This is a genomic window from Streptomyces sp. NPDC003036, from assembly GCF_040611175.1.
Classification (GTDB): Bacteria; Actinomycetota; Actinomycetes; order Streptomycetales; family Streptomycetaceae; genus Streptomyces.
The window spans coordinates 76,219-98,144 of sequence record NZ_JBEXNO010000028.1 but is presented as its reverse complement, the minus strand read 5'-3'; the positions used below and the strand labels follow the sequence as shown (position 1 = coordinate 98,144).

Sequence of the window (21,926 nt, the reverse complement as noted above, 5' to 3'; positions counted from 1 at the left end):
ACACCTGGGAACGCGGACGCTGATATCCGCGTGCGCGGCGCCGGAAAGGGCGCTTACGGTACGGAGTCGGCGGCCGCCTTGGCCGGGCCGCGCATGGGCGGCAGCGGGCCGGGGAGCTCGGCGGGCGGTACGGCGTGGAGGCGGGCCAGCAGCGTCGCCGCCTCCTCCCAGGGAGCGGCGTCCGGGTCGGCGGGGTCGACGGGCGTGCCGTACGGCCAGGCCGTCACGGGGCGGCCCCGCACCTCGGCGGCGGTCACCGGCAGGGGCGGCAGCAGGATGCCGGACAGCCGCGGATGCGCGGCGACCGCCAGGCGCGTGCGGTGCGCGGCCTCGTCGGTGCCGGGCGCGTGCGCCTTGGCGACGGCGTGCCCGTGCCGTACGACGGTCCCGTCCGCCCGGTCGGCCAGCACGGCGGGCGCGACCCGGCCGCACGCGGGGCACCCCGCGCGCGCCGGCCCGCGTGGATGCGCGGCGCGCCGCGCGACCCCGGCGAGTTCCTGGACGAGTGCCTTCCCGGTCTCCATGCGCCGACCCTACGGCCCGGGAAAAACCTGGTGGCCGGCAGCTCCCCAGCTGCCGGCCACCCATAGCCGTCCGCCGCACCCCCGTCCCCACGGGGTTGTTGGCCGGATGTCCCCGACCCGGGCCGCTCTCCCGGATCCGGGGCGCCGCTCAGCGCCCCAGCATCACGCCCACGGACGACGCCTGTGTGAGCACCGCGTCCCAGCCGCCGAAGGCGACCACCAGCAGTGCCGCCAGGGGAAGAACCATCACCGTCGCCACCAGCGGGTGGCGCCTGCCGGACGGGCGGTCGCCGAACGTGGCGTAGGCCTTCCGTCCCCGCGTGCGGACCAGCGTCCGCGGTGCCGTGTCCGCCATGGTTCCTCTCCTGTCGATCTGGCAGCGGCGGGCGTCCGACCTCGGGGGACGAGTACCGCACCCGCCGCTTGACCTCAACATTAGGGACGCGGCGGGTCGAGGGCGTCATGCCCGCGTACCGATTGCCAGGCCTCCCGGAGGATGAGCCGCGGGCCCGGCGCGTACTCCCCTGGGTGGAGACGCGGGCCCGGCGGTGGGGGACATCCCCGAGGGGGCGGTAGGAGTCCCTCGGGGGGCGGGGGCCGGGGGTGACGTCGATCACCCCGTCCGGCGCCGGCGCGGGACGTTTCCCGGTCACGTCCCAACTCCCGCTCGCACGGCGGGTCGTGAGACGCGCGCCCGCCGGAAGCCGTCTCCGGGCGGCTTCCTGACCCCTCCTCAATCCGGCTGCCAGGGCGCGGCCTATGAGCACACCGGGGCGCGGGTACGTAAGCTGTGCCCGTCAAACGGATAACCGCGGCTGCGGGGTGGGGGCTCCCCACCGTAGGTAGGGGACGGACATGGCGATGATGCGGCTCCGGCGCGAGGATCCGCGTGTCGTCGGCTCGTTCCGGCTGCACCGGCGGCTGGGCGCCGGCGGCATGGGGGTCGTGTACCTGGGCTCCGACCGGCGTGGACAGCGGGTGGCCCTGAAGGTGATCCGGCCGGATCTCGCCGAGGACCAGGAGTTCAGGTCGCGGTTCGCCCGCGAGGTGTCGGCCGCGCGGCGCATCCGCGGCGGATGCACGGCGCGGCTCGTGGCGGCGGACCTGGAGGCGGACCGCCCGTGGTTCGCCACCCAGTACGTACCCGGCCCCTCCCTCCACGACAAGGTCGCCGAGGAGGGGCCGCTGTCGGCGGCCGACGTCGCCGCCATCGGCGCCGCGCTCTCCGAGGGACTGGTGGCCGTCCACGAGGCCGGGGTCGTCCACCGGGACCTCAAGCCGTCGAACATCCTGCTATCCCCCAAGGGTCCCCGGATCATCGACTTCGGCATCGCCTGGGCGACCGGCGCCTCCACCCTCACGCATGTCGGCACGGCGGTCGGCTCCCCCGGCTTCCTCGCGCCCGAGCAGGTGCGGGGCGCGGCGGTCACACCCGCCACGGACGTCTTCTCGCTGGGCGCGACCCTGGCGTACGCGGCGATGGCCGACTCGCCGTTCGGGCACGGCAGTTCCGAGGTCATGCTCTACCGGGTGGTGCACGAGGAGCCGCAGCTGCGCGGCGTACCGGACGCGCTCGCCCCGCTCGTACGGGCCTGCCTGGCGAAGGATCCGGAGGAGCGGCCCAGCACGCTGCAGCTGTCCATGCGGCTCAAGGAGATCGCCGCGCGGGAGGCGCAGGGCCTGTCGGAGCGGCCGCTCGCCCAGCGGTCGGCGGGGCGGGCCCTGGACGAGCGGCCCACGGACCGGCTCACCGAGCAGTACACGGAGCGGAACGGGGAACGGGCTCCCGGGCGGGACACGGAACGCAACACCGGCCGGAACAGCGGGGCGCGTACGACGCAGGGGCGCGGCGGGCCGCGTACGCCGGCGCCGCATCCCTCGCGTGGTGGCGCGCGTACCGGCGGCGCGCGTACCGGCGGCGGCCGCGCCGGGGCCCGACCCGCGGGGTCCCGCCCCGGTGTGCGGACCTCGCCCGGCGGGCGCCGGCCCGCGAACCCGCGGCTGCTGCGCCAGCGGATCGTCGTCTTCGTCGTCGTGACGCTGATCGTGCTGCTGGGGATCGCGGCCGCGCAGGGCCTTCAGGGCTAGGCGCTCAGGGCCAGGCGTTGAGGGCCGGCGGTCAGGACGCGGGGCGGCCGGTGGCCACCGCGTAGAACGCGACCGCGGCCGCCGCGCCCACGTTCAGCGAGTCCACCCCGTGCGCCATCGGGATGCGGACCCATGCGTCGGCCGCCCGCAGTGCCTTCGCCGACAGGCCCTCGCCCTCCGCGCCCAGCATCAGCGCCACCCGCTCCATGCGGTGCGGGGCCACCTCGTCGATCACCAACGCCTTCTCGTGCGGCGTCAGCGCGAGGAGCCGGAAGCCCGCCTCCCGTACCGTCTCCAGGCCCTGGGGCCAGGACTCCAGACGGGCGTACGGCACGGAGAACACCGCGCCCATCGAGACCTTCACCGAGCGGCGGTACAGCGGGTCCGCGCAGTCCGGCGACAGCAGGACCGCGTCCATGCCGAGCGCGGCGGCACTGCGGAAGATCGCGCCGATGTTGGTGTGGTCGTTCACGCCCTCCATAACGGCTACGCGGCGGGCGTCCGACAGCAGCTCGCCCGCCGTCGGCAGCGGCTTGCGCTGCATCGAGGCGAGCGCGCCGCGGTGCACGTGGTAGCCGGTCACCCGCTCGGCGAGGTCCGGGCTCACCACGTACACCGGCGCCTCGGACCGCTCGATGACGTCCCGCATGACGTCGACCCACTTCGCCGACAGCAGCATCGACCGCATCGCGTAACCGGCCTCCGCGGCCCGCCGGATGACCTTCTCGCCCTCGGCGATGAACAGTCCCTCGGCCGGTTCGCGCCTGCGGCGCAGCTCGACGTCGGTCAGGCCCGTGTAGTCGCGCAGGCGCGGGTCGTCGGGGTCGTCGAGGGTGAGGAGTTCCGCCACGGGAATGCTGCCTTGTCGTCGTCGGGAGGAAAGTTACGCGGAAGGCGCGAGGTGCTTGTGCGGGCCCTCGTGGACGACGTCTCCGATGACGATGACCGCCGGCGGGCGTACGTCCTCCGCCTCGACCTTCTCCGCCACCGTCGCGAGCGTCGCGTCCACGCGCCGCTGCGTGGCCGTCGTACCCTCCTGGATCAGCGCCAGCGGCGTCCGCGGGTCCTTGCCGTACGCGACCAGCGCCCGCGCGATCGCGCCGATCTTGTCCACGCCCATGAGGATCACCAGGGTGCCGCGCAGCTTCGCGAGGGATTCCCAGTCCACGAGCGAGCGGGGGTCGTCGGGCGCCACATGGCCGCTGACCACCGTGAACTCGTGCGCCACACCGCGGTGCGTCACCGGGATGCCCGCCGCGCCCGGCACGCTGATCGAGCTGGAGATACCCGGCACCACCGTGCACGCGATGCCCGCCTCCGCGAGCGCCTGCGCCTCCTCCATGCCCCGGCCGAAGACGAACGGGTCACCGCCCTTGAGGCGGACCACGGACTTGCCCGCCTTCGCGTGCTCGATCAGCGCGTTGTTGATCGCCTCCTGGGCCATGAAGCGGCCGTACGGGATCTTCGCCGCGTCGATCACCTCGACGTGCGGCGGCAGCTCGTCGAGGAGGTCACGCGGGCCCAGGCGGTCCGCGATGACGACGTCCGCCTCCGCGAGCAGGCGGCGGCCGCGGACCGTGATCAGGTCCGGGTCACCGGGGCCGCCGCCGACCAGGGCGACGAACGGCGTACGGGCGCGGTGGTGCGGCGCGCCGATCGAGCCGTCCCGCAGGCCCTCGAGGATCGCGTCCCGCACGGCGGCGGAGCGGCGCGGGTCGTGGCCCGTGAGGACCGCGACGGTGACGCCCTCGCCGCGGCCCGTCGCCGGGGTCCAGGCCGTGGCCGCCTCGGCGTCGTCCGAGCGCACGCACCACACGCGGTGGCGCTCCGCCTCGGCGGAGGCGCGGGCGTTGGCCTCGGGGTCGGTGGACGCGACCAGCGCGTACCAGGCGTCGGCGAGGTCGCCGTCCTCGTAACGCCGCCTCACCCAGGTGATCTCGCCCGCCTCCGCCATGGCCTCGACGGACGGGGTCGCGGACGGCGATACGAGGGTGATGTCGGCGCCGGCCGCGATGAGGGCGGGGAGGCGGCGCTGGGCGACCTGGCCGCCGCCGATGACGACGACCCGGCGCCCGGAGAGGCGAAGTCCGACGGGGTAGGCGGGCTGCTCGGCGTACTCGACCATGAGGGTGCGGCTCCTCGGCGGGGGCGTGGTGCGGTGTGCGGTCTGCGATGTGCTGTCTGCGAGGCCGCTGCGACGGTGAAGCGGCTGGTGGGGCAGGGGGTGGCGCGGGAGGCGCGCGGCGGTGGGGCGCTTGCGACCACCTTACGGTGCGGCCCGGCCGGGTGGTCCGGGGGCTTTCGCCGTGGAGGGCCCGTGGGGGTGGGGGTGGCTTGCGCCGGTGGGGCGCTTGCGGTCGGTGGTCGCTTGCGGCCAGGGCGCTTGTGCCGGTGGGCCCGGGCGGGGGCCGGGGTCTTCGGTGGGGGGTGCTCGGGCTCTCGTTCACCGCGCTTCGCGCGGGTTCAGTCGTTTTACGCCCGAGCACCTCCCACGCTCCGACCCCGTCCCCCTCACGTGAGTGGGTGGCCCCAAGGTCGTGCTCCGAGCTGTGGGGGGGCGTCCCCTACTTCTCCGTGACGCCCGCCGAGTCGAACGTCGCGACCTCGTGCATCGCGCGCGCCGCGCTCTGGACCACCGGGAGGGCCAGCAGCGCGCCCGTGCCCTCGCCGAGACGCAGGTCCAGGTCGACCAGCGGGCGCAGGCCCAGCTTGTTGAGGGCCGCGACGTGGCCCGGCTCCGCGCTGCGGTGGCCCGCGATGCACGCCGCCAGGGCCTCGGGCGCGATGGCGCGGGCCACGAGCGCCGCGGCGCCCGCGCTGACGCCGTCCAGGATGACGGGCGTACGCAGCGACGCCCCGCCGAGGATGAAGCCGGCCAGCGCCGCGTGCTCCAGGCCGCCGACGGCCGCGAGGACGCCGATGGGGTCGGCCGGGTCCGGCTGGTGCAGCTCCAAGGCCCGGCGGACGACGTCCACCTTCCGGGCGTGCATCTCATCGTTGATGCCCGTGCCGCGACCGGTGACCTCCGCCGGGTCGACCCCCGTGTACACGGAGATCAGCGCGGCGGACGAGGTGGTGTTCGCGATGCCCATCTCGCCGGTGAGCAGGCCCTTGTTGCCGGCCGCGACCAGGTCGCGGGCCGTCTCGATGCCCACCTCGATCGCGGCGAGCACCTCCTCGCGGCTGAGGGCGGGGCCGATGGTGAAGTCGGCCGTGCCGGGGCGCACCTTGCGGGGCAGCAGGCCCGGCGTGGCGGGCAGGTCGCCCGCGACGCCGACGTCGACGACGCAGACCTCCGCACCCACCTGGTTGGCGAAGGCGTTGCAGACCGCGCCGCCACCGAGGAAGTTGGCGACCATCTGGGCCGTCACTTCCTGCGGCCAGGCGGTGACCCCCTGGGCGTGGACGCCGTGGTCACCCGCGAAGATGGCCACGGCGGCGGGCTCCGGGATCGGCGGCGGGCACATCCGGGACAGGCCGGAGAGCTGGGCGGAGATGATCTCCAGCATGCCGAGCGCCCCGGCGGGCTTCGTCATGCGCTTCTGCCGCTCCCACGCCTCGCCGAGCGCCTTCGCGTCCAGCGGGCGGATGTTGGCGACGGTCTCCTGGAGGAGGTCGTGCGGCTCCTCGCCGGGCAGCGCGCGGCGGCCGTACGTCTCCTCGTGGACGACCCACGAGAGCGGGCGGCGCTTGGACCAGCCCGCCTGCATCAGCTCCGGCTCCTCCGGGAACTCGTCGACGTAACCGACGCAGAGGTACGCGACGACTTCCAGGTGTTCGGGCAGGCCGAGGGCGCGGACCATCTCGCGCTCGTCGAAGAAGCTGACCCAGCCGACGCCGAGGCCCTCGGCGCGGGCGGCGAGCCAGAGGTTCTCGACCGCGAGGGCCGAGGAGTACGGCGCCATCTGCGGCTGCGTGTGGCGGCCCAGCGTATGGCGGCCGCCCCGGGTCGGGTCGGCGGTGACGACGATGTTGACCGGGGTGTCGAGGATCGCCTCGATCTTCAGTTCCTTGAACTGCTTGGCCCGGCCCTTGGGCAGCGACTTCGCGTACGCGTCGCGCTGGCGCTGGGCGAGCTCGTGCATCGTGCGCCGGGTCTCGGCGGAGCGGATGACGACGAAGTCCCACGGCTGCGAGTGGCCGACGGACGGGGCCGTGTGGGCGGCTTCGAGGACCCGGAGCAGGACCTCGTGCGGGATCGGGTCGCTGCGGAAGCCGTTGCGGATGTCGCGGCGCTCCCGCATCACGCGCAGGACCGCCTCGCGCTCGGCGTCGTCGTAGCCGGGGGCGGGCGGGGTGGCGGCTTCGGTGGCCGGGGCCGTCTCCGGGACCGCTTCTTCGGTCGCTGGGGCCGTCTCCAGGACCGTGTCGGTGGCCGGGGCCGTCTCCGGGGCCGTGCCGGTAGCCGGGGCCGTTTCGGTCTCCTGAGCGGTGTCGGCCGTGGGCGCCTCGGCGGCGGGGGCCTCGGGCTGCTCGACCTGCTCCGGGGCTTCCTGGACCGGTTCCTCGATGACCGGAGGCTCGGCGACCGGAGGCTCGGCGACCGGAGGCTCAGCGACCGGTTCCTCGATGACCGGGGCCTCAGCCACCGGGGCCTCGACGGGCTGCTCCTCGACGGCCGGGGCCTGGGCCACGGGGGCCTCGGTCACAGGGGCCTCGGTCACCGGCTGCTCGATCGCCTCGGGGGCCACAGGCGCCACAGGCACCTCGGGGGCCACAGGGGCCTCGGGCACCTCGGGGGCCTCAGGGGCCTCGGGCACCTCGGGCGCCGCAGGCGCCTCGGCCACCGGCGGGGCCTCGGGCTCCTGCGGGGCCACCTCGACGGGAGCCGGGGCCTCCGCCGGCGCCACGGGCTCAGGGGCGGCCGCGCGCTGCGCCGGTACGGTCGCGACCGGCTCCGGAGCGGGCTCTGCGGCGGGCTCGGCGGCAGGCTCCGGGGCGGACGGCTCCACCGGCGGCTCCGGAACGACCGTTTCTGCTGGGACCGGGACTTCCGGCTGGGGCTCCTGTGCCGCGGGCGACGGCTGAACGGTCTCGACAGGCTCCACCGCCTCCACGGGCTGCGGGGACCACGGCTCCGCGCCCTGCGGCGGGATCTCCGTGAGCTGCGGCGCGGCCACGACGGGCGCCGGCTCCTCGTGGGCCGCCTCGAAGTACTCGGGGCCGGTCGCCGCCGGGCCCGGGTGCTGCACCGGCACCGGCTCCGGGGCCGGAGCAGGGGCGGGAGCGGGAGCGGGAGCCGACGGAGCGGCGGCCGGGCCGCGGTCGGCGAGGGAGCGGACCACACCGGACGGCGCGTCCGACACCGGCGGCCCCATGTGCAGCGGACGCCGCGCGGACGGCGGACCCTGGACAGCCGGGGCCGGCGCCGGGGCCGGGGCGGGCATGGGCGCGGGCGCGGGCGCGGGAGCCTGCGGCGGCATCCGTACGGCGCCGAGGTCGACCGACCCCGAGTCACGGCCGCCCGCCACGTGCGCGTCCGCCTCCGGGGCGGCCGGTTCGTACGCCGCCTGCGGCTGCGGCGGCTGCGGCTGCTCGGGGGCGATCGGTTCGTACGCCTCGTACGCCTCCGGCGCCTGGGGTGCCTCCGCGACCGGGGTCTCGTGCACCGGCATCGCCTGCGCCTGAGCGGGCATCTGCGGGGGCGGGGGCGCCACGGCGGCGGCCTGCGGGTCGCTGCCCCACGCGCCCTGGGCGCCCGGCATCAGCAGCAGGTCGTCGTCCTCGGCGGCGGTGTCGGCAGGGTCCAGGAAGGTGTACGCGTCCGGAGCGGGGATGCCCGGCTGCTCCACCATGCCCGGGCTCTCCGGCTGTCCCTCGCCCGGGACCTGGCCGGTGTCAGTCATGCGTACCCCTCGCCCATCGGTTGTGCTCCTTCAGACCTTCGCCCGCCCTCATCGAAGAGAACGAGCGTGCGCGCCGCGCGGCACGAAGGGCCCGCGGGACACCACGTATTCTCGCGGGCTTCGGCCAGGCATGGCAGCGGGTTCCGCCACCGTTGGCTGTGGACTGCGCCACGTCGCGCACCCCCCGATCGCGCCATACCACAGAGGCCACCCCAAACGGGGCTCCTTTTCCGGACATTGGCGTACGAAGTACTGAACGCCCGGCTGCGGTACAACAATCGGCCAGCCTACCTCCCGTGCCGTAGCGGCATGGTCACGGGGCCGGTGCCGACCTGGTCCCTGCCAGCAGGAACACCACGGAGCGGTCGCGCTCCCGCCAGGCGGAGGTGTCGAGTTCGACGCTCTGGAGCAGCGCGCACTCGACCGCGTATCCGCCCTCCGCCAGGGCGGCGCCGATCGCCTCGGCCTCGTCCCTGGTGGTGGCGTGCGCCACGATCCGCTCGGGGCGGCGGTCGGCGCAGGCGGCCACGACCGGCACTCCCCCGCCCCCGACGCGTACGACATCGGGCTCGGGCAGCCGTTCCAGGACGTGCGGCGCGCGGCCCGCGACGGTCTGGAGCTGGACGCCGAAGCGGCGCGCGGCGGCCTCGGTGCGGGCGCAGGCGTCCGGGTCGGAGTCGACGGCGATGACGGCGGCGCCGAAGCGGGCGGCCTCCACGGCGAGCGCGCCGGAGCCGCAGCCGATGTCCCAGACCAGGTCGCCGGGGCGGGGGCCGAGGCGGGCGAGCTGGGCGGCGCGCAGGTCCGCGGACTCGCCGCGGGAGGGTTCGCCGTCGTACGCGCCGGGCGGCAGCGCCCAGCCGCGTACGGGGCCGGGGTCGCGGCCCATCAGCCAGGGCCCGGTGGAGGCGGGGGGCGTGGTGCCGCCGATGACGATGACGACGTTGGGGTCGCGCCAGGCGTGGTCGGCGGCCTTGTCGGAGGTGAGGACCGTGACCTGTTCGCGCTCGGTGCCGAGCTCCTCGCAGATGACGAAGGTGCGGTGCACGCCGTCGAGGAGCAGGGCGAGTTCGGCGGGGCCGGCGCCCGGGGAGGTGAGGACGGCGACCTTGGTGTGGGCGCGGCACACGTTGACGGCCCGTCGCAGCGTACGGCTGTGGGCGACGACGACCTGCGCGTCGTCCCAGGGCATGCCGGCCCGGGCGAAGGCGGCGGCGACGGAGGAGACGGCGGGCACGACCTCCACCTCCAGCCCGTGCTCGGGTGCGCGCAGGGTGCGGACGACGCCGAAGAAGCCCGGGTCGCCGTCGGCGAGGACGACGGCGGTGCCGCGGTGGCCGGCGATGCGGCGCGCGGCGAGGTCGAGGCTGCCGAGCCGGATGCGCTCGGCGTTCGGCGGCACCTCGGGGAGCGCCAGGTGGTGGGCGGCTCCGGCCACCAGGGTGGCGGCCGAGAGGGCGGAGCGCGCGGCCGCGGTGAGGGGCGAGCCGTCCCAGCCGATCACCGTGACCCGGTCGGCCATCTTCGTCTGTCTCCTGGGGTGTTGGTGCAGGTGGGGGCAGCCTGAGGGTACCGCGCGGGGCGGCGGTCAGTTCCAGTCGGTGAAGCCGGAGTAGCCGGCGTCGGCGTGCTGGTCGGCGGCGCCTTCGAGGTCCTCGGGGAGCAGGCTCCAGACGATCAGGTCGGTGCGGATGTCGGTCCAGCCGCCGTCCTCCGTCCGGCTGCGGGCTATCCACGCGTTGCGCAGCACGCCCTCGCTGATGCAGCCGATCTTCTGGGCGACCTGCTGCGAGGCGGTGTTGCCGGCCGCGGTGCGCAGTTCGAGGCGCTCGAAGTGCCGGTCGCGGAAGAGCCACTGGGCGACGGCGAGGAGGGATTCGGTGGCGTAGCCCTCGCCGCGGGCCCAGGGGGCGGTGACGTAGGCGGCCTCGGTGGCGCGGGTGTGCCAGTTGGTGTTGCGGAGGTGGACGGTGCCGACGAGCCGCTGGGTGAGGAACTCGGTGACGGCGAGGACGATGCCGCGGCCTTCGGTGCGCTCCGCAGGAGCGATCCTGCTGACCCACTCCTCGGAGTGGGCGGTGGTGTAGGGGTGGGGGACGGAGGTCCAGGCGACGATCAGCTCGTCGTTCATCATCTCGGTGTGGGCGGGAATGTCCGCTTCGTCGTAGGGGCGCAGCACCAACCGCTCCGTGCTGATGGAGATGTCCGGAAAGGTGGATGTCATGCGCTGCTCCATGCCGAAGACCGTCCGTAAAGCCGTCCGTAAAGCCATGAACGCACAGCATGCAGCATGGGGCACGCGGTACGCATGGGCGGGTCGGTACGGCCGCGTCGTTACGTCACCGTTGTGACGCCGCAGGCCCCGCGTACCGGACGGGGTGCGCGGGGCCTGCGGGGTTCAGGGGTGTTACTTCGCGGCGCCGAAGGCGGGGATGACGGCGCCGTTGCTGTAGGTGTCCTCGATGTACTTCTTCACCTCGGGCGAGTTCAGCAGCTTGACGAGCTTCTGCACGCGGGCGTCGTTCTCGTTGCCCTTCTTGACGGCGAGGAAGTTGGCGTACGGGTTGCCGTCGGCCTTCTCCAGCGCCAGGGCGTCCTTGGCGGGGTTGAGCTTGGCCTCGATGGCGTAGTTGCCGTTGATGACGGCGGCGTCGACGTCGTTCAGGGCGCGGGGCACGGTGGCGGCCTCCAGCTCCTTGAACTCCAGGCCCTTCTTGTCCTTGATGTCGGAGAGCTTGGCGTCGGCGCCGACGCCGTCCTTGAGGGTGATGACACCGTGGTCCGCGAGCAGCTTGAGCGCGCGGCCCTCGTTGGTGGTGTCGTTGGGGACGGCGATGGTCTGGCCGGCCTTCAGCTCCTTCAGGTCCTTGACCTTCTTGGAGTAGAAGCCGAGCGGCTCCAGGTGGACGTTGACCACCGGGACGATGTGCGTGCCGTTCTTCTTGTTGAAGTCGTCGAGGTACGGCTTGTGCTGGAAGTAGTTCGCGTCGACCTGGCCCTGCTCGGTGGCGGTGTTCGGCAGGACGTAGTCGGTGAATTCCTTCACCTCCAGCTTCAGGCCGGCCTTCTCGGCCAGGTTGTCCTTGACGAAGGTGAGGATGTCGGCGTGCGGCGTCGGGGACGCTGCGACGACGAGCGCCTTCGACGGGTCGGCCTTGCCGGAGTCGGACTTCGCGCCCGGGTCGGAGGCCGTGCCGCAGGCGGTGAGGCCGAGGGCGAGGGCGGTGATGCCGGCGAACGCGGACGTGAGCTTGATGTTCTTACGCACGAAAAGTGCCTCTTTCTGGTGGTGCGGACAACGCCCGGACAAGGAGTGCGGGCTGTGTGGGGGAAAGTCAGGAAGCGGTACGCCCCCGGCGGGCGAGGAGCCGTACGGCGAGGTCGCCGATGAGCTGGACGACGGTGACGATGACGATCAGCAGCACCACGGTGATGAGCATGAACTCGGTCTCGAAGCGCTGGTAGCCGTAGGTGATGACCTTGGAGCCGAGCCCCTCGCCGCCGACCGCGCCGGCCAGCGCCGAGTAGCTGATCAGCGTGATGACCGTGGTGGTGAGGGCGGCGATCAGGGACGGCAGGGCCTGCGGGAGCAGCACCTTCCGCACGATCGTCGGGATGGAGCCGCCCATGGACTGGACGGCTTCGACCAGTCCGTGGTCAACCTCGCGGATCGCCGTCTCGACCAGGCGCGCGAAGAAGGGGATGGCGCCGATGGAGAGCGGCACGATCATCGCGCTCGGGCCGATGAAGGTGCCGACCACGAAGGTGGTGAAGGGGATCAGCGCGACGAGCAGGATGATGAACGGCAGCGAGCGGCCGACGTTCACGATCGCGCCGATGACCTTGTTCACCGGACGGTTCTGCAGCAGGCCGCCCTTGTCGGTGAGGACGAGGAGGACACCGAGCGGCAGACCGCCGATGACGGTGACGACGGTGGACCACAGCACCATGTAGAGCGTGTCGACGGTGCCCTGCTCCAGCAGGGGCCGCATCTCTTCCCAGGTCACTTCGCGATCTCCTTGACCAGCAGCGGCTCTTCGGTGGCGTCGACGACCTCGACCTGGAGGCCCTGCTCGCGCAGGAAGCCGACGGGCACGACGTTCTCCTCGTAACGGCCGGGCAGCTCGATGCGCATGCGCCCGATCTGCTTGCCGCCGACGGTGTCCATGGCGGCGCCGAGGATCGAGATGTCGACGTTGTACGTACGCGACAGCTGGGAGATCACCGGCTGGGTGGCCGCCTCGCCGTGGAAGGTGACGTCGAGGACCGTGCGGTCCGGGCCGGTGGCGGTGCCGGTGACCGGGAACAGCTCGTGGGCGAGCTCGGAGCCGGGGGTGGCGAGGAGCTCGGCGACCGTGCCGGACTCGACGATCCGGCCCTTCCTCATCAGGGCGGCGGAGTCGCAGATCTGCTTGACGACGTCCATCTCGTGCGTGATGAGCAGGACGGTCAGGCCGAGCTGCCGGTTGAGGTCGCGCAGCAGCTGGAGGATGGAGCGGGTGGTCTCCGGGTCCAGTGCGCTGGTCGCCTCGTCGGAGAGCAGCACCTTCGGGTTGCCGGCGAGCGCGCGGGCGATGCCGACGCGCTGCTTCTGGCCGCCGGAGAGCTGGCCGGGGTACGCCTTGGCCTTGTCGGCGAGGCCGACGAGGTCGAGGAGTTCGAGCGCGCGGGCCGAGCGCCTGGCGGCGGAGACGCCGAGGATCTCCAGGGGCAGCTCGATGTTGTCCTGGACGGTGCGCGAGGACAGCAGGTTGAAGTGCTGGAAGACCATGCCGATGCGGCTGCGCGCGCGGCGCAGTTCCTTGCCGGCGCGGCGGCCCCGGCCGGCCAGCGCGGTGAGGTCGGTGCCGTCGACCGTCACGGTGCCGGAGGTGGGGCGCTCCAGGAGGTTGACGCAGCGGATGAGCGAGGACTTGCCGGCGCCGCTCTGTCCGATGACGCCGAAGACCTCGCCTTCGCGGACGTGGAGGTCGACGCCGTCCAGAGCGGTGACCTGGCGGCCTCTCGTCTCGTAGACCTTGGTCAGGCCCGAGGTGGTGATCACAGGGGTTTCCGTCACTGTCGAGTGCGCGGCGCGGTGTCCGCCGGGCACGGGGCATTCGTCAATCGGACGCGTGGCACGGCTGGTTCGGCGGGTGGCCGGGGGTGGCACGTGCGCGGGGCGGGCGGCGTGGTCCGGCGGTCGCGGTGTGGGTTCCGCTTGCGTACGGACGCGGCGGCCGGCTCGGCTGTCGGTCTCGCTTCGGGGCGCGAGGCTCACGCGGGGGCCCTCAGAAGGCGCACATTCGACACATACAACGAGCACCGGGCGTCATCATCGCCTCGGTCGCAAGGGTGCGGCTGCTCGTCGTGGTCATGCGTGCCAGTAAAGCAGAGACCCCTGCGGGCTTCGGACGGTTGTCCGTATAGCGGACTGTCGCGTCGCGCCATCCGGACGGCGGCGTTCCGCTCGCCGCGCGGCGGCAGCGCCCCGGTGACCTGCGCGGATGCCGTGTGACGACCGCTGCGGCGGCTTCGGTGGCGGCCTCCGCCCGGTGGCATGTTGTGGTCAAGACCACGGCTGCCGGAGCGGCGGACCGAGCCGGGCGCCGCCGCCGGGGCCGGTCGCACCGGGCTTTTTGGCCCGTATTAGTCTCGGCGCATGCTCGACGCCCTGACGGTCGCGGTCTCCGTGGCCGCGCTCGCCCTCGCCGCCTGGTGCGGCTTCGCCGCCTACCGGGACCAGCCCACGAAGGACTGGCACTTCATCGGCATGGCGGTGGTGACGGTCCTGGCGCTGGCTCAGCTGGTCTTCGGCATCGTGCAGCTGGCGCGCGGCGAGAAGGCCGACGAGGGCACGGCCATCTTCGTGGCGTACCTGCTGGGCGCCTTCTGCGCGGTACCGGCGGCCGGCTTCATGTCGCTGGCGGAGCGCACCCGCTGGGGGTCGGCGACCGTCGCGGCGGGCGCGGTGGTGCTGGCCGTGCTGGAAGTGCGCCTCTTCGACATCTGGGGGGCCTGACATGGCGGCGGGCGCGGCGGGACGCAGGCTGGTCCAGGGCCCGGGCATGCTCGTGGTCTGGCTGTACGGGGTGATGTCGGTCGGCGCCGTGTCGCGGTCGGCGTACCAGATCGCGACCGAGTTCGACCGCGCGCCGCTGCCGTACACGCTGTCCGCGCTCGCGGCCCTGGTGTACGTCTTCATCACGTACACGCTCGTACGGGGCGGGGAGACGGCCCGCAAGGCGGCGCTGGTGTGCTGCGCCGCCGAGCTCGTGGGCGTGCTGGCCGTGGGCACCTGGACCCTGCTGGACCCCGGTGCGTTCCCGGACTCCACGGTGTGGTCCCGGTACGGGTACGGCTACGTCTTCATCCCGGTGCTGCTGCCGGTGACCGGGATCCTGTGGCTGCGGAAGGCGGCTACGCGGCCTTCTCCAGCGTGACCAGCGTGAGGCGCGGGCCCACCTGCCGGGTGGCGACCGCCTCGTACCCCTTCTTGCGGTAGAGGCGCAGGTTGCCGTCGCTGCGGTGGCCGGTGAAGAGCTGGTAGCGCTTGGCGGCGGGGTCGGCGGCGAAGTGCTGCTCGATGGCGTCGAGGAGGCGGCTGCCGAGGCCGTGGCGGCGCATGCGCGGGTGGACGATGAGCTTGGCGATGCGGGCCGTGCCGGTGTCGTCGATCTCGCCGCGCACGGAGGCGACGACCTCGCCGCCGAGCCGCGCCACGAGGGCGTGGCCGCGGGCGATCTCGGCCTTCAGGTCGTCGAGGGTCTGGGTGAGGGGCTCGATGGTGTAGTCGCCGTAGAGCTCGGCCTCGCTCTGGTAGCAGAGGTACTGCAGCTTGAGGATGTGTTCCGCGTCGTGCTCGTCCGCCGCTGAGATGGTCACGCTCATGCCCATGTGTGCATGCCTCCGGCTCACCTGATACGCCCTGTCGGTCTACCGCACCCTTCCCCGATGGGCGGGAGCGGCAACCTCTGCCGGCAGCATTCTGCGCAGACATCCCAGGCAACGGGAACGCATGGGCCCTAGACTCCCCTGTGAGATACCCAACTCTCCTGCGATTTCGCGGTAGGTCGGGTCGTTTGGGGACAACATCGCAGCCAGCAGCCTTCGACAGTGGGCGGGCGCGCGGTCGATCGCCTTCTCCAGGACGCGGCGCCGTTCGGCGGTGAGCGCGGCGCTCTCGGGCTCGGGCTCGCGCCCGGCGTCCGGGAACGGGGAGGGGGACGGCTCCTCGCCGCCGTACGGGTGCTCCCGTACGGCCGTACGGCGGGCGCGGCGGGCCTCCGCGCGTACGGCGCGGCGCAGCCAGTCGGCGGGGTCGTCCGGCACGCCGGGCCGGGAGGCGGGGCCGGAGCCGTCCAGCCGCTCCAGGAGTCGGAGCCACACCGCCTGTTCGAGGTCGCCCGGCTCGACCCCGGCCGCCGTGGCCTCGGCGTGGCACTCGGCGGCGAGGAGGGGCGCGAGGGCGCGGAAGGGCTCGGGGAGGTGGGGGGTGCCGGGAATGCCGGGGGTGCCGGGCGTCCCGGTCGGTGTCGTCGTCATGCCGGGCATGACTCGGGCGGTTCGGGCGGCGGTTTCCGCGTGCCGCCCAAACCGCCCGTGAGGGTGACCTCGGGTCAGCGGGTGCGGGCGTCCTCCGCCGCCAGCAGGGCCGTGTCCGGGTGGTCGGTGAAGATGCCGTCGATGCCCGTGGCGAAGTACGTCTCGTAGGCGCCGAAGACGTCCCCGAACGCCGCCGGGTCCGTGCCGCGCCGGAAGTCGGCGGGCAGGAAGGTGTTCTCGTTGCGCAGCGTGTACGGGTGGACCAGCAGCTTCGCCGCGTGCGCGTCCCGCACCAGGGTGGTCGGCCTGCCCAGCGTGCCGTCCTTGTCCTTCGGGATGACCAGGTCGAGCAGCGGGCCGATGCCCTGCGCGTACGACGCGATGCCCTTCAGGCCCTCGGGCGTGATCAGGTCGGCGACCGTGCGCGGGTCGCCCGTCTCGCGGAAGTCCCACGGGCGGTCGTCCGGGGTCCACAGCAGCACGACACGCGGCGTGGAGACGAGCTTCGCCATGCGCTCCATGCTGGTCGGCTCGAAGGACTGGAGGAAGGTCGACGAGTCGGCGCCGTGGCGCCCGTACCGGCGCAGCAGCCGGGCGAGCGGCTCCTCCAGGGGGAGGCCGAGCTTGCGGAAGTAGGTGGGGTGCTTGGTCTCGACGTACAGCCAGACCGGCCGGCCGCGCCGGCGGCCCTCCTTCTCGGCCCAGCGCAGCACCTCCTCGAAGGTGGGGACGGTCCAGCGCCCGTCGTAGAGGGTGTTCTCCTGGCGGGTGGCCGGGATGCGCTCCTTGGCGCGCAGCGTCTTCAGCTCCGCGAGCGTGAAGTCCTCGGTGAACCAGCCGGTGAGGGAGGTCCCGTCGACGGTCTTGGTCGTCTTGCGGGAGGCGAACTCGGGGCGGTCGGCGACGTCCGTGGTGCCGGTGATGTCGTTCTCGTGGCGGCAGACCAGGTGGCCGTCCTTCGTCGGGACGAGGTCCTGCTCGATGACGTGCGCCCCCATGTCGAGGGCCAGCTGGTAGGAGCCGAGGGTGTGCTCCGGCCGGTAGCCGCTGGCGCCGCGGTGCGCGATGACCGTGGGGACGGGCAGCCGCCGGTGCGGGGCGGATGGCCTGGCCTGCGCCGTACCGGCGCTCCCCGCCGAGAGGACGGCGGCCGAGCCGAGCACCGCCGCTCCGATGACGGCTCGCCTGCGCGCACCGTGTGTCATGAAGGCTCCTTACGTCAGCGTGATCGCCCTTTCGGACGAATGAGCGAGGCCCGATCGTAGGTAGTTACGCCTTACGTACGGGAGACCCCCGACGAACGTGTGGAAAACACAGGTCAACGTCGTGTATCGGGTATGTCAACCCGATGTGCGGCGCGGGGTGACCCGCGAGTATCGTCCTCACCCGCACATACTGGTCACGTACTCGGTTGGCTTTTCGGCTACTTCGTCGGAGGACTCGTTGTCCCGCTTCGCCCTCATCAAGGCAGTGCTCGGCCCCGTCATGCGCCTGATGTTCCGCCCTCAGGTGGAGGGCGCGGAGAACATCCCCGGCTCGGGGCCGGTCATCCTCGCGGGCAACCACCTGACCTTCATCGACTCGATCGTCCTGCCGATCGTCTGCGACCGGCAGGTCTGCTTCATCGGCAAGGACGAGTACGTCACGGGCAAGGGCCTCAAGGGCCGCCTGATGGCCTGGTTCTTCACCGGCGTCGGCATGATCCCGGTGGACCGCGACGGCGCCAACGGCGGCGTCGCCGCGCTGATGACCGGCCGCCGGATCCTGGAGGAGGGCCGGGTCTTCGGCATCTACCCGGAGGGCACCCGCTCCCCCGACGGCCGGCTCTACCGGGGCCGTACGGGCATCGCGCGGCTGACGCTGATGACGGGCGCGCCGGTGGTGCCGTTCGCGATGATCGGCACGGACAAGCTCCAGCCGGGCGGCGCCGGGCTGCCGCGCCCCGGCCGGGTGACGGTGCGCTTCGGCGAGCCGATGGAGTTCTCGCGGTACGAGGGCATGGACCGCGACCGGTATGTGCTGCGGGCGGTGACGGACTCCGTGATGGCGGAGGTCATGCGGCTGTCGGGCCAGGAGTACGTGGACATGTACGCCACGAAGGCGAAGGCCGCGTAGGGCGGCGTAGCCGGACGTATACGAAAAGGGCCGCACCCGGCGTGGGTGCGGCCCTTCTTTTCGGTGTTGGGCGGTGTTGCCCGGTGTGGGTTTTACGGGTGCTCGACGCCCTCCGCCAGCTTCTGGCCCCGCAGCAGGAACCACGCCGCGACCGCCGTCGCCAGCAGGACCACCGCGCCGGCGCCCGCCGCGATGCGCAGGCCGTCGACGAAGGCGTCCTGCGCGGCCGTGACGAGCGCGGTGGCCGTGGCGTCCGGCAGGCCGGCGGACGCCTCCACCGCGCCGCCCAGCGATTGGTGCGCGGCCGCGGCGGTACCGGCGGGCACGCCGTCCGGCGTGACGAAGTCGCTGTAGACGCCGGTGACGACGGAGCCGAGGAGCGCGATGCCGAGCGCCGCGCCGAGTTCGTACGCCGTCTCGGAGACCGCGGACGCGGCGCCCGCCTGCTCCCGGGGGACGCTGGAGAGGATGACGTCCGCGGTGACGGTGAACGCGAAGCCCGCGCCCACGCCCACGACGAGCAGCGACGCGCCGAGCAGCGGGTAGCCGGTGGAGCGGTCCAGCAGGGTCAGCGTGGCGAGCGCCAGGCCCACGGCGGCGAGGCCGCCGGAGACGACCGACCGCACCGTGAAGCGGCGGGCCACGGTGCCCGCGATCAGACCGGCCGTCACGGCGCCGATGGCGGCGGGCAGTTCGGCGAGGCCCGCCTCCAGCGGGTGGCGCCCCTGGACCAGCTGGAGGAACTGCGAGAGGAAGAACACCAGCCCGGACAGGCCCAGGATGGTCAGCAGGTCCGCGAGGACCGCCCCGGAGAAGCCCCGGTGGTGGAAGAGCCGCATGTCGAGCAGGGGCGACTCGAGCCGGAGCTGGCGCCGTACGAACCAGGTCAGCGCGGCGACACCGATCACGGCGGCGACGGCCATGTCGAGGCGCAGGCCGTGCGCGGCCGCTTCCTTGACGGCGTACACGACACCGATCATGCCGACGAGCGAGAGCGCGACGCTGGTCAGGTCCCAGGGGCCGGGCGCCGGGTTCTTGGACTCGGGGATGAACTTGGCGCCGACGACGACCAGGACCACCATCACGGGCAGGTTGATCAGGAAGACCGAGCCCCACCAGAAGTGCTCCAGCAGGAAGCCGCCGACGACCGGGCCGACGGCCGCGCCGGCCGACGCCATGGCACCCCAGATGCCGATGGCGAGGCTGCGCTCGCGCGGGTCGTGGAAGAGGTTGCGGATGAGCGCCAGCGTGGACGGCATGAGGGTCGCGCCGGCGACGCCGAGCAGCGCGCGGGCGACGATCATCAGCTCGGGGGTGGTGGCGTACGCGTTGAGGACGGACACCGCGCCGAAGGCGGCGGCACCGGTCAGCAGCAGCTTCTTGCGGCCGATGCGGTCGCCGAGGCTGCCCATGGAGACGAGCAGGCCGGCGATGACGAAGGAGTAGACGTCACCGATCCACAGCAGCTGGGTGCCGGTGGGGCGCAGATCCTCGCTGAGGAAGGGGGTGGCCAGGCCGAGCACGGTGGCGTCGACCGCGACGAGCAGCACGGCCAGGACGAGTACGGCGAGTGCCAGCCACCGCCCGGGGCGGCGTACAACCTCCGATCCCTTGGTGAGCTGTTCTGTACGGGTCATCTCTCCACGCTCCTGCGTGCTCCGCCGAGCAGCAACTCGGCGATCATGTACTGGAAGTCCTTGCCGGCGACCCGGCCGTCCTGCACGGCCCAGGCACAGGTGCCGATGAGGCCGTAGAGCGCCTCGGTCAGCCAGGCGGGCGTGAGGTCGATCCGGAACGCGCCCTCCTCCTGGCCGCGCCGGAAGAGCGCGGCCACGCGGGCGTCGAGGCGGGCCCAGCCCTCGTTCATCTGGTCGCCCTCGAAGAGCTGGTTCTCGGTGACGAGGAACGCGAGCAGCCCCGCGACGGGCTCCACTCCGGCGATGAGCCGGCGCAGCGCCGCCTCGGCGGGGCCGTCGTCGAGCCGTGCGGCGTCGATGGCCGCCTCGAACTCCTGGATGCCGAGCGCCTCCAGCGCCCTGACCAGCGCGTCCCGCCCGGCGAAGTGCCGGTGGAGGGTCGCCCGGCCGATGCCCGCGGCGCGGGCGACCTCGTCCATGGTGGCGGTCGCCTTGCGGGAGAGGAGGGCGGCGGCGGTGCGCAGCACCTGCTCACGATCGACTGTCATGAGACAACCATAGACCATGTGAGACATCAATGTCTCATGCGGTATGTGGGCGCCTCATCGGAAACGCCACAGCGCCGCCGCCCGGAGGGACCGGACGACGGCGCTGGTGCGGAAGGCGGGGACTACGGCTTGGCGGGGACTACTGCTTGGCGGTGGCCCAGGCGCGCTGGATCACCAGGTCGGCCTTGACCTCGGCGAGCTGGGTGGCGACGGCCGAGGGGGCCGTGCCGCCGCGGCCGTCCCGGGAGGCGAGGGCGCCGCGGACGTTGAGGACCGTGCGGACCTCGGGGGTGAGGTGCTCGGAGATCTTGGCGAACTGCTCGTCGGTGAGCTGGTGCAGCTCGATGCCGTGCGCCTCGCACTCCTTGACGCACTCGCCCGCGACCTCGTGCGCCACACGGAACGGCACGCCCCGCTTGACCAGCCACTCGGCGATGTCGGTGGCGAGCGAGAAGCCGGCCGGGGCCAGCTCCTCCATGCGCTCCCGGTTGACGGTGAGCGTGGCCATCATGCCGGTGAAGGCGGGGAGCAGGACCTCCAGCTGGTCGCAGGAGTCGAAGACCGGCTCCTTGTCCTCCTGGAGGTCGCGGTTGTAGGCGAGGGGCAGGGCCTTGAGGGTGGCCATGAGCCCGGTGAGGTTGCCGATCAGGCGGCCCGACTTGCCGCGCGCCAGCTCGGCGATGTCCGGGTTCTTCTTCTGCGGCATGATCGAGGAGCCGGTGGAGAAGGCGTCGTGGAGGGTGACGAAGGAGAACTCCTTCGTGTTCCAGATGATGATCTCCTCGGCGATGCGCGAGAGGTTGACGCCGATCATCGCGGTGATGAAGGCGAACTCGGCGACGAAGTCGCGGGACGCCGTGCCGTCGATGGAGTTGCCCGCGCTGCCGTTCTCGAAGCCCAGGTCCTTGGCGACCGCCTCCGGGTCGAGCCCGAGCGACGAGCCGGCGAGGGCGCCGGAGCCGTACGGGGAGACGGCCGTGCGCTTGTCCCACTGGCGCAGCCGCTCGGCGTCCCGGGAGAGCGACTGCACGTGCGCGAGGACGTGGTGGGCGAAGAGCACCGGCTGGGCGTGCTGGAGGTGCGTCCGGCCCGGCATGGCGACGTCCGGGTGCGCCTCGGCGAGGCCGACGAGGGCGTCCTGGAGGTCGGCGAGGAGGCCGCCGATGATCCGGGCGTGGTCGCGCAGGTACATCCGGAAGAGCGTGGCGACCTGGTCGTTGCGGGACCGGCCGGCCCGCAGCTTGCCGCCGAGGTCCGGACCGAGCCGCTCCAGCAGGCCGCGCTCGAGGGCGGTGTGGACGTCCTCGTCGGCGATGGTGCCCGTGAAGGAGCCGTCGGCGACGTCCGCCTCCAGCCGGTCGAGGCCCGCCAGCATGCGCGTCAGCTCGTCCTCGGTGAGCAACCCCGCCTTGTGGAGCACGCGCGCGTGGGCGCGGGAGCCGGCGATGTCGTACGGCGCGAGGCGCCAGTCGAAGTGCACGGACGCCGACAGCTTGGCCAGGGCCTCGGCGGGGCCGTCGGCGAAACGGCCGCCCCAGAGCCGGACGTCACCGGTGTTGCTGCTCACTTGCTCAAGCTCCTCAAGGCTGTGGAACGGCTACGGAAGGACGACGCCTCCCCCTCCGGGCGCGGACGGGGAGGCGG

General features: G+C 73.1%; 19 protein-coding genes and 1 pseudogene. 4 read left to right on the top strand and 16 right to left on the bottom strand.

What is annotated here, in order from left to right:
- Positions 1-71: 71 nt before the first annotated feature.
- Together ABZX67_RS21505 and ABZX67_RS21500 are read right to left on the bottom strand one after the other, a co-directional pair.
- A pseudogene (locus ABZX67_RS21505) lies at positions 72-524 on the bottom strand (aminoglycoside phosphotransferase family protein); the annotation flags it as partial.
- A 148-nt stretch (positions 525-672) separates the two neighbouring features.
- Positions 673-879, bottom strand: a complete 207-nt coding sequence (locus ABZX67_RS21500) for a hypothetical protein (protein ID WP_355362497.1) — start codon at positions 877-879, stop codon at positions 673-675.
- 500 nt (positions 880-1,379) lie between these two features.
- Here ABZX67_RS21500 and ABZX67_RS21495 point away from each other — a divergent pair, with 500 nt between their 5' ends.
- On the top strand, positions 1,380-2,612 hold the full coding sequence (locus ABZX67_RS21495; RefSeq protein WP_355362495.1) for a serine/threonine-protein kinase: 1,233 nt from the start codon (positions 1,380-1,382) through the stop codon (positions 2,610-2,612).
- A gap of 31 nt (positions 2,613-2,643) precedes the next feature.
- Here the strand turns inward: ABZX67_RS21495 and ABZX67_RS21490 are convergent, their stop codons facing one another.
- The 8 genes from ABZX67_RS21490 to ABZX67_RS21455 all read right to left on the bottom strand — a co-directional run bounded on the left by ABZX67_RS21490 (position 2,644) and on the right by ABZX67_RS21455 (position 13,550).
- Positions 2,644-3,462: an RNA methyltransferase gene (locus tag ABZX67_RS21490; RefSeq protein ID WP_355362493.1), complete on the bottom strand. Its 819-nt coding sequence runs from the start codon at positions 3,460-3,462 to the stop codon at positions 2,644-2,646.
- A 33-nt stretch (positions 3,463-3,495) separates the two neighbouring features.
- Positions 3,496-4,737 carry a uroporphyrinogen-III C-methyltransferase gene (cobA, locus tag ABZX67_RS21485; RefSeq protein ID WP_355362491.1) on the bottom strand — a complete coding sequence of 414 codons (1,242 nt, stop codon included), beginning with the start codon at positions 4,735-4,737 and terminating at the stop codon, positions 3,496-3,498.
- Between the two features lie 439 nt (positions 4,738-5,176).
- The gene (gene cobT / locus ABZX67_RS21480; RefSeq protein WP_355362489.1) at positions 5,177-8,458 is read right to left on the bottom strand and encodes a nicotinate-nucleotide--dimethylbenzimidazole phosphoribosyltransferase; all 3,282 of its coding nucleotides are present in this window, start codon (positions 8,456-8,458) and stop codon (positions 5,177-5,179) included.
- A 313-nt stretch (positions 8,459-8,771) separates the two neighbouring features.
- Positions 8,772-9,980 carry a precorrin-6y C5,15-methyltransferase (decarboxylating) subunit CbiE gene (gene cbiE / locus ABZX67_RS21475; RefSeq protein WP_355362487.1) on the bottom strand — a complete coding sequence of 403 codons (1,209 nt, stop codon included), beginning with the start codon at positions 9,978-9,980 and terminating at the stop codon, positions 8,772-8,774.
- Positions 9,981-10,046: 66 nt separating this feature from the next.
- Complete coding sequence (locus ABZX67_RS21470) at positions 10,047-10,694, bottom strand: GNAT family N-acetyltransferase (protein WP_355362485.1); 648 nt, start codon at positions 10,692-10,694, stop codon at positions 10,047-10,049.
- Between the two features lie 171 nt (positions 10,695-10,865).
- Positions 10,866-11,726, bottom strand: a complete 861-nt coding sequence (locus ABZX67_RS21465) for a MetQ/NlpA family ABC transporter substrate-binding protein (protein WP_355362483.1) — start codon at positions 11,724-11,726, stop codon at positions 10,866-10,868.
- Positions 11,727-11,793: 67 nt separating this feature from the next.
- Entirely contained in the window at positions 11,794-12,465 is a 672-nt protein-coding gene (locus ABZX67_RS21460) for a methionine ABC transporter permease (protein WP_355362481.1), read from the bottom strand.
- The gene (locus ABZX67_RS21455) at positions 12,462-13,550 is read right to left on the bottom strand and encodes an ATP-binding cassette domain-containing protein (RefSeq protein WP_355362479.1); all 1,089 of its coding nucleotides are present in this window, start codon (positions 13,548-13,550) and stop codon (positions 12,462-12,464) included. Before ABZX67_RS21455 ends, ABZX67_RS21460 begins: the two co-directional genes overlap by 4 nt.
- Positions 13,551-14,099: 549 nt before the next feature.
- On the opposite strand from ABZX67_RS21455, the gene ABZX67_RS21450 reads away from it, so the two are divergent.
- Both ABZX67_RS21450 and ABZX67_RS21445 read left to right on the top strand, forming a co-directional pair.
- Positions 14,100-14,459: a hypothetical protein gene (locus tag ABZX67_RS21450; RefSeq protein WP_355362477.1), complete on the top strand. Its 360-nt coding sequence runs from the start codon at positions 14,100-14,102 to the stop codon at positions 14,457-14,459.
- Between the two features lies 1 nt (position 14,460).
- On the top strand, positions 14,461-14,880 hold the full coding sequence (locus ABZX67_RS21445) for a hypothetical protein (protein ID WP_355362475.1): 420 nt from the start codon (positions 14,461-14,463) through the stop codon (positions 14,878-14,880).
- Here ABZX67_RS21445 and ABZX67_RS21440 read toward each other — a convergent pair.
- The 3 genes from ABZX67_RS21440 to ABZX67_RS21430 form a co-directional block, all read right to left on the bottom strand.
- A complete protein-coding gene (locus tag ABZX67_RS21440; RefSeq protein ID WP_355362473.1) occupies positions 14,858-15,334 on the bottom strand; it encodes a GNAT family N-acetyltransferase in 477 nt (158 codons plus the stop codon). The two genes, ABZX67_RS21445 and ABZX67_RS21440, sit on opposite strands and share 23 nt — an antisense overlap.
- 39 nt (positions 15,335-15,373) lie before the next feature.
- Positions 15,374-15,982 carry a sigma-70 family RNA polymerase sigma factor gene (locus ABZX67_RS21435; RefSeq protein ID WP_355362471.1) on the bottom strand — a complete coding sequence of 203 codons (609 nt, stop codon included), beginning with the start codon at positions 15,980-15,982 and terminating at the stop codon, positions 15,374-15,376.
- Positions 15,983-16,056: 74 nt separating this feature from the next.
- On the bottom strand, positions 16,057-17,187 hold the full coding sequence (locus ABZX67_RS21430; protein WP_355362469.1) for a glycerophosphodiester phosphodiesterase: 1,131 nt from the start codon (positions 17,185-17,187) through the stop codon (positions 16,057-16,059).
- 280 nt (positions 17,188-17,467) lie between these two features.
- On the opposite strand from ABZX67_RS21430, the gene ABZX67_RS21425 reads away from it, so the two are divergent.
- A complete protein-coding gene (locus ABZX67_RS21425) occupies positions 17,468-18,097 on the top strand; it encodes a lysophospholipid acyltransferase family protein (RefSeq protein WP_355362507.1) in 630 nt (209 codons plus the stop codon).
- A gap of 92 nt (positions 18,098-18,189) precedes the next feature.
- Here the strand turns inward: ABZX67_RS21425 and ABZX67_RS21420 are convergent, their stop codons facing one another.
- From ABZX67_RS21420 to argH, 3 genes are all read right to left on the bottom strand, one after another.
- Positions 18,190-19,734 carry an MFS transporter gene (locus ABZX67_RS21420; protein WP_355362467.1) on the bottom strand — a complete coding sequence of 515 codons (1,545 nt, stop codon included), beginning with the start codon at positions 19,732-19,734 and terminating at the stop codon, positions 18,190-18,192.
- Positions 19,731-20,282, bottom strand: a complete 552-nt coding sequence (locus ABZX67_RS21415) for a helix-turn-helix domain-containing protein (RefSeq protein ID WP_355362465.1) — start codon at positions 20,280-20,282, stop codon at positions 19,731-19,733. Before ABZX67_RS21415 ends, ABZX67_RS21420 begins: the two co-directional genes overlap by 4 nt.
- Positions 20,283-20,421: 139 nt before the next feature.
- A complete protein-coding gene (gene argH, locus ABZX67_RS21410; protein WP_355362463.1) occupies positions 20,422-21,849 on the bottom strand; it encodes an argininosuccinate lyase in 1,428 nt (475 codons plus the stop codon).
- Positions 21,850-21,926: the final 77 nt, after the last annotated feature.

What these genes read in the sequence shown, in the direction of transcription:
- ABZX67_RS21430 (WP_355362469.1), bottom strand. Translation starts at nt 17,187, where the DNA reads ATGACACACGGTGCGCGCAGGCGAGCCGTCATCGGAGCGGCGGTGCTC.
- ABZX67_RS21445 (WP_355362475.1), top strand. Translation starts at nt 14,461, where the DNA reads ATGGCGGCGGGCGCGGCGGGACGCAGGCTGGTCCAGGGCCCGGGCATG.
- cobT (WP_355362489.1), bottom strand. Translation starts at nt 8,458, where the DNA reads ATGACTGACACCGGCCAGGTCCCGGGCGAGGGACAGCCGGAGAGCCCG.
- ABZX67_RS21425 (WP_355362507.1), top strand. Translation starts at nt 17,468, where the DNA reads ATGCGCCTGATGTTCCGCCCTCAGGTGGAGGGCGCGGAGAACATCCCC.
- ABZX67_RS21450 (WP_355362477.1), top strand. Translation starts at nt 14,100, where the DNA reads ATGCTCGACGCCCTGACGGTCGCGGTCTCCGTGGCCGCGCTCGCCCTC.
- cobA (WP_355362491.1), bottom strand. Translation starts at nt 4,737, where the DNA reads ATGGTCGAGTACGCCGAGCAGCCCGCCTACCCCGTCGGACTTCGCCTC.
- ABZX67_RS21495 (WP_355362495.1), top strand. Translation starts at nt 1,380, where the DNA reads ATGGCGATGATGCGGCTCCGGCGCGAGGATCCGCGTGTCGTCGGCTCG.
- ABZX67_RS21415 (WP_355362465.1), bottom strand. Translation starts at nt 20,282, where the DNA reads ATGACAGTCGATCGTGAGCAGGTGCTGCGCACCGCCGCCGCCCTCCTC.
- cbiE (WP_355362487.1), bottom strand. Translation starts at nt 9,980, where the DNA reads ATGGCCGACCGGGTCACGGTGATCGGCTGGGACGGCTCGCCCCTCACC.
- ABZX67_RS21470 (WP_355362485.1), bottom strand. Translation starts at nt 10,694, where the DNA reads ATGGAGCAGCGCATGACATCCACCTTTCCGGACATCTCCATCAGCACG.
- ABZX67_RS21440 (WP_355362473.1), bottom strand. Translation starts at nt 15,334, where the DNA reads ATGGGCATGAGCGTGACCATCTCAGCGGCGGACGAGCACGACGCGGAA.
- ABZX67_RS21500 (WP_355362497.1), bottom strand. Translation starts at nt 879, where the DNA reads ATGGCGGACACGGCACCGCGGACGCTGGTCCGCACGCGGGGACGGAAG.
- ABZX67_RS21420 (WP_355362467.1), bottom strand. Translation starts at nt 19,734, where the DNA reads ATGACCCGTACAGAACAGCTCACCAAGGGATCGGAGGTTGTACGCCGC.
- ABZX67_RS21435 (WP_355362471.1), bottom strand. Translation starts at nt 15,982, where the DNA reads ATGACGACGACACCGACCGGGACGCCCGGCACCCCCGGCATTCCCGGC.